We start from the raw sequence: 6,189 nt of genomic DNA, 5'->3' as shown, positions 1-6,189 counted from the left end.
CGGCGGCGGCCCCGCCCAGGGCGGCCGCGGCGGCGCTGAACCCGCCGACCCCGACCCAGACCAGCACGCCGCCGGGCAGCAGCGCGCGCAGGCCGGTGTTGATCTCGGCGAGTTCGAGGCAGGCCGCCGTGCAGCGGTCGCACTCCTTGAGGTGCCGTCCGACCTCGGCCGAGGCCCGCTTGCGCAGTGAGCCGCGGGCGTACGCGCCGAGCCGGTTGGCGTAGGCCTCGCAGCTGCCGGCCTGGCTGCCGGAGACGTGGGCCTGGAGGAAGGCGGCGGCCAGTCGGTCGCGGGCCCGGTGGGCCTGGACGGCGGTGGCGTTGGCGGTCTTGCCGAGCATCACGGCGACGGTCTTGGGCGATTCCTGCTCGACCTCGGTGTGCCAGAGCACCATCCGGTCGTCCTCGGGCAGTTCGGCGTAGGCCTGCATGACCATCCGCTGGTCGGCCATCGCCATCGCCCAGGCGTCGGCGCCGGGGTCGGCCAGGTCGTAGTCGACCACGGCGGCCGAGGTCTGGGCGAACACGCCGAAGTCGTCGACGAGTTGTTCCCGCCGTTCGCTGCGGGTCCAGGCGGCGGCGACGTTGCGCACGGCGGTCAGCAGGTAGGCGCGGACGGCGAACTCGGGCCCCTTGCCCGCCTTGAGCGCCTGCAGGGTGCGGGCGAAGACCTCGCCGGCGAGGTCCTCGGCGGTGAAGCTGTCCCGGCAGCAGGTGCGGGCGTAGCGGCGCACCGAGTCGGCGTGCCGGAGGTAGATCTCCTCGTAGGCGCGGTCGTCGCCGGCCCGGACCCGGGCGGTCAACTCGGCATCGGAGGGCGGGCGGTCGCCGTCGACCGGGTCGGCGGGGGCCGGGACGGTGGGCCGGGCGCCGGGCCGGGCGGTCCGCCCGTCGCCGACGAAGGCCTCGGGGGCGACGCGGCCGCGGCCGGCGGGGGCCTGGCCGGGCACCCGGCCGGGCGGCAGCGCGGCGGCGGAGGCGGACAGCGTCTCGCGGCTGGGCATCCCGGCCTGGTCGGGGACGTGTCCGGGGCTCGAACCGGGGGTCGGGCCCGAACCGGCTGCGGCGCCGGGTACTTGGGCGGCCCCGGTGCCGCCGGGGCCCGCGGCGGACCCTTCGGCCGCGCTACCGGAGTAGCCCCCGAAGTCGAGGCCGTACCCGTAGTCGTTCTGTTCCTCGGCGCTCACAACGGACCCCAGATTCCACGACAGCCCCCGTAGTGTGGCAGGGCGCGCGGGAGTGCGTAGGCGCACGGTTCCCCGGCGTACGGCGCCGACGGCGCGCGAAGGGCGCGCATCGGGACATTGGCTCCAACCACGGGCAAAGGATGGCATAGCGCAGGGACGGGCGGTAGCCGGACCGGCCGGTACCCACTCTTCCGAGGGGCCCTCGCGCCGTGTTCGCCCAGCGTGTTGCGCGGGGTCGCACGATGGCCGCACCCGGCGCGCGTGACCTGTCCGCGCGCCGGTGTCCCGCGCAACTCCCGTCCGAGTCCCGTCCGAGTCCCGTCCGATTCCTGTCCGGGTCCCGTCCAACTTCCGGGCCCGTCGGGTGCGTCGACCGTGCCTGGACCGACGCCCGTACCGACGCGACCGGCACCGCCCCGTGCCCCGGGGCGGTCCGAGCCGGGGTCAGCGGGCCCGCAGACCGTCCAACAGGAGCTGCAGCAGCCGGTCCGACGGCCCCGGAGCCGACTGACCGTCGGGCTGCGGACCGGTCGCCGTGAAACCGGCCGACGGCGGCGCCGTGACCGAGGGCCGCGCCGCGTGCACCGGTACCGACGCGGTCAGCACCAGCACCACGTCCGACACCGTGACGCCCGGCCGCAGTTCGCCCGCCGCACCGGCCCGCGCCACCAGGGCGGCCAGCAGTTGCAGCAGCAGCCGCGGATCGGCGTCCGCCGCCGAGGGTTCGACCGGCGCCCCGGAGCGCGACTCCTCGCCGCGCAGGTCGAAGCGCACGGCAGCCGGCGCCTCCGGAGCCCGCTGCTCGGGCACCCGGCCCAGCTCCTCCGCGTACCGGAACGCCTCCGGCGGCAGCAGCCGCCCCGCCCCGGTGCCGACCGCCCGGGCCAGGTAGCCGGCCAGTGCCTCCCAGGCGCCGTCGCCGCCGTACAGCGACTCCCGCGCCTGCGCGGTCAGCCAGGCCACCTCCTCGGCGGCGATCCGCTGGACCAGCACCTCCTTGCTCGGGAACCGCCGGTAGACCGTGCCGACCCCGACCCCGGCCCGGCGCGCCACTTCCTCCATCGGAGCGCCGTAGCCGAACTCGCCGAACACCTCCCGGGCCGCGCGCAGCACGCTCTCCAGGTTCCGCCGCGCGTCGACCCGGAGCCGGGCCCCGGGCACCGGCGCGGTGGCCTGCGGGGGCTCCGTCCGGTACGGGACCGCCGCGTACGACATCCCGCCCGGTGGCAGGTCCACCGGGCCGCGCTGCTCCGGGACCATGCCCTGTCCGGCGTGCGGTGTGCTCGCCCGCCCCAATGCCTGCTTCTGTTCCATCATCCCAACTCTCCCCCGCAGGCGTCCGAAACCGGACCCTGTCGTCGCCCGCCCCTGCACCCCCCGGTGCAGCTCAGCTCGTCAGAAGTGACCAGATGACCCATTGCTCGTGCCGCCCGTCGCGTTCCGGTGACCACGGTCGTGCCGCCGGACCGCATCGGCGTCCGGCTCGGCGCGTCGGCACCGACCGGGGCCTCGTCCGGGAACTACCCTTCCCCGGATGACTCTCCCCCAGTCGGGATCTCGCGCCAACGCTGGAACTGGCCGTAGTGGCCGCTCCACGGTGCGTCGCCGCCGGTTGTCATGGCGGTGGCCGCTCCGGCACACAATCCGACCATAGTTCACGGCTCTTCGAAGCCGAAAGTGCGTCAGAAAGTCGCCCGGGAAGCACAACTGGCCACGCCCGTCACTTCCGTCGCAACCAGCCCCGTACGGACTGTGGACAAGACCACCCCCGACGGTCCTTCATAGGGGGGCGTGATGGGGGGACACCCCCGGCCGCGAGGCCGGGACGAATCGTCACACCGGCAGGAGGTGCACCATCAGGATCCTGATCGTCGGCGGCGGCTGCGCCGGGATGGCCACCGCACTCCACCTCCAGCGCGTCCTGCGGGAACAGCTGCGGCGCCGCGAGGTGGAGATCACCGTGGTCGAGCCCCAGGCGTACTCCACCTACCATCCGCTGCTGGCCGAGGTCGCGGCCGGTTCGATCGATCCCCGGCACGTGGTCGTCCCGCTGCGCCGGGCCCTGCCGCACTGCCGGGTGGTGACCGCCCGGATCACCCGCGTCGAACACGCCGCCCGGCGCGCCCTGGCCGACGCCGCGAGCCCCGGCGAGACCCCGGCGCCGCTCGAACTCCCTTACGACGTCCTGGTGGTGGCCCCGGGGTCGGTCTCCCGCACCGCTCCGGTGCCGGGCCTGGCCGAGCACGGGCTCGGCTTCTCCACCGTCGGCGAGGCGGTGCACCTGCGCAACCACGTGTTGGAGCAGCTCGACCTCGCCTCCGCCACCCGCGACCCGGCCCTGCAGCAGTCCGCGCTCACCTTCGTCTTCGTCGGCGCCGGCTACGCGGGCGTCGGCGCGCTGGCCGAGCTGGAGGACATGGCCCGCACCGCCGTGCGGAGCTACCACAACGTCCGCGCCGAGGACCTGCGCTGGGTCCTGGTCGAGTCCGGCGACCGGATCCTCGCCGAGGAGTCCGCCGACCTCGCCGAGCACACCCTCGGCCAGCTGCGCGAACGCGGCGTCGACGTCCGCCTGCGCACCACCCTGGAGTCCGCCGCCGACGGGGTCGCCGCGCTCTCCGACGGCAGCCGCTTCGGCGCCCGCACCCTGGTCTGGACGGCGGGCGTCCGGCCTTCGCCGCTGCTGCGCGACACCGACCTGCCGCTGGACACGGCCGGCCGGGTCCGCTGCCTGGCCACCCTCCAGGCCGTCGGCCCGGACGGGCGGGCACTGCCCGGGGTCTGGGCGGCCGGCGACTGCGCCGCCGTACCCGACCCGAACGCGGACGGCGCCCCCTGCGCGCCCAACGCCCAGCACGCCTTCGCCCAGGCCGAGCTGCTCGCCCGCAACATCGCGGTCGCGCTGGCGGGTGGACCGCACGCGCCGGGCCTCGTCGAGTACCGCCCCGGGCCGGCCGCCTGTTCCACCTCGCTGGGGCTGCACCGGGCCGTCGCCCACACCCGGCGCGGCGGCCGGCTCACCGGACGGCGGGCGTGGTGGCTGCACCGGGCCCGGCACCTGCGGCGGCTGCCGAGCGCGGAGCGACGGGTCCGGGTGCTGATGGACTGGGTGCTCGGCGGGGTGTTCTCCCGCGAGGTGGTCTCGCTGGGGGCGATGGAGAACCCGCGTTCGGCCTTCGAGGGCGGTTTCGATTCCGGGCCGGAGCGGCCGTCCGGTGCCGGGCCGGACGCCCCCCGATGAGTGACCCCGCCGCCAGGGGTCCGGAGCCGAACCGACGGCCACGCCGGGCGCGCGACTTCCGGAACCGGGCCTCCGCCTGACAGGATCAGCCCGAACTGGTCATTACCCCATGTGATGCTGTGCACACAAAAAGTGATGATATGCCTGGAAAACGAGGAAGCGGCCGTCGTTTGAACCTCATGCGCTGGAGCGCCCGGCTCACCGGAGTCCCCTGGCGTGCCGCCCCGTCCAACGGGGCCGGCACCGACGAGGGCACGCCCTCCACCGACGGCATCGTCGTCCCCGGCCCCCGGGACCCCACCAGCCCCGCCGCCACCGCCGAACTCCTCGACCCCCTCAAACCGCAGAACCTGCGCGAGGTGCTCAACCGCATCCCCGCCCCGGTCGCCGTCACCTACGGCCCGCTCCACCAGCTCGGCTACGCCAACCGGGCCTACCGCGAACTCTTCGGCGAACGCCCCACCGGCCTGCCCGCGGGGGAGGCCCTCCCCGAACTCGGCACCATGGGCGTCCTGCCCCTGATGGACCAGGTCATCCGCGGCGGCCGCCCCCGGAGCGTCAAGGCGCGCTGCATCCTCGGGCTCACCGGCAACCGCTACTACAACGTCTCCTGCGTCCCGCTCGGCCCGGGCGACACCGGTGACACCCCCGCCGAGGGCCCGCCGGCCGGCGTCCTGATCTTCGCGGCCGAGGTCACCGACCAGGTGCTCGCCGCCGCCCGCCTGCGCGAAGCCGAACGCCGCCAGCGCGAGGCCGCCGTCACCCTCCAGCGCAGCCTGCTCCCGCAGAAGCTCGACCAGCCCGCCGACCTGCGGGTCGCCGCCACCTACCAGCCGGGCGGCGCCGAGGCCGCGGTCGGCGGCGACTGGTACGACGTCATCGCCATCGACGGCGGTCGCACGGCACTCGTCATCGGCGACGTCATGGGCCGGGGCCTGCGGGCCGCCGCCGTGATGGGCCAGCTCCGCACCGCCGTACGCGCCTACGCCCGGCTCGACCTCCCCCCGCACGAGGTGATGCGCCTGCTCGACGGCCTCGCCATGGAGATCGACGCCAACCAGATCGCCACCTGCACCTACGCCGTCTGGGACCCGAGCCGCCGCACCCTCTCCTACGCGTCGGCCGGCCACCTCCCCATGCTGCTGCGCTGCCCCGACGGCACCATCCTGCGCAGCGAGGAGCAGAACGGCCCCCCGCTCGGCACCGGGGACGGCCTGCACGTCTCCCACACCCTGCGCCTGCTCCCCGGCACCACCGGCGTCCTCTATACGGACGGACTGGTCGAGCGCCGCGACGAGGACATCGACCAGGGCCTCGACCTGCTGGCCCGCACCCTCACCGGCGCGGTCGGCGCCCCCGAGGTGATCTGCGCCCGGCTCCTCCGGGCGATGGGCGTGACCTCGGAGCACGACGACGACGTCGCCGTCCTGGCCTTCCAGCTGCCGGCGGACGAGGGCAGGCAGGGCGCCGAGGGCGGCACCGCGGGCGGCACCGAAAATTCGCTTGCCGTGCTTGACTCGGCCACTCCAGAGGTCTAGTGTTCTTCGAGCTGCCTGTCATGGAGCACCGGACACGCATCTGCGCGGACGGCCCCGCGGCAGCCAATCCCTTGAAACACCACTTCCGGTTCGTGCCGGTCGTTTCGCTTTTTCGCGTCTCGGCTCGGCGCTTATTCGGCGTGCGCTGTTTATCGGATTGCGGCCGGATTCGCTTTTCGGAGCGGGGATCGGCTAGAGTTTGAAACGTCGGACGGGGCGTCAAG

General features: G+C 74.8%; 3 protein-coding genes and 1 pseudogene. 2 read left to right on the top strand and 2 right to left on the bottom strand.

What is annotated here, in order from left to right; all coding sequences use genetic code 11:
* Positions 1–1,186: sigma-70 family RNA polymerase sigma factor (locus ACFWXO_RS44445; protein WP_380532734.1), on the bottom strand; the 1,186-nt coding region annotated here is incomplete at its 3' end.
* Positions 1,187–1,630: 444 nt separating this feature from the next.
* Positions 1,631–2,503: a TetR/AcrR family transcriptional regulator gene (locus ACFWXO_RS44440; RefSeq protein ID WP_380532731.1), complete on the bottom strand. Its 873-nt coding sequence runs from the start codon at positions 2,501–2,503 to the stop codon at positions 1,631–1,633.
* Positions 2,504–3,041: 538 nt separating this feature from the next.
* On the opposite strand from ACFWXO_RS44440, the gene ACFWXO_RS44435 reads away from it, so the two are divergent.
* On the top strand, positions 3,042–4,427 hold the full coding sequence (locus tag ACFWXO_RS44435; protein WP_380532737.1) for an NAD(P)/FAD-dependent oxidoreductase: 1,386 nt from the start codon (positions 3,042–3,044) through the stop codon (positions 4,425–4,427).
* 170 nt (positions 4,428–4,597) lie between these two features.
* Positions 4,598–5,884: pseudogene (locus ACFWXO_RS44430) on the top strand (SpoIIE family protein phosphatase); the annotation flags it as partial.
* Positions 5,885–6,189: the final 305 nt, after the last annotated feature.

Origin of the sequence: Kitasatospora sp. NPDC059088 (genome assembly GCF_042738155.1) — a bacterium.
Taxonomy (GTDB): domain Bacteria; phylum Actinomycetota; class Actinomycetes; order Streptomycetales; family Streptomycetaceae; genus Kitasatospora.
Note: the sequence above shows the minus strand (reverse complement) of the source record. Positions and strands in the feature narration are given on the sequence as shown.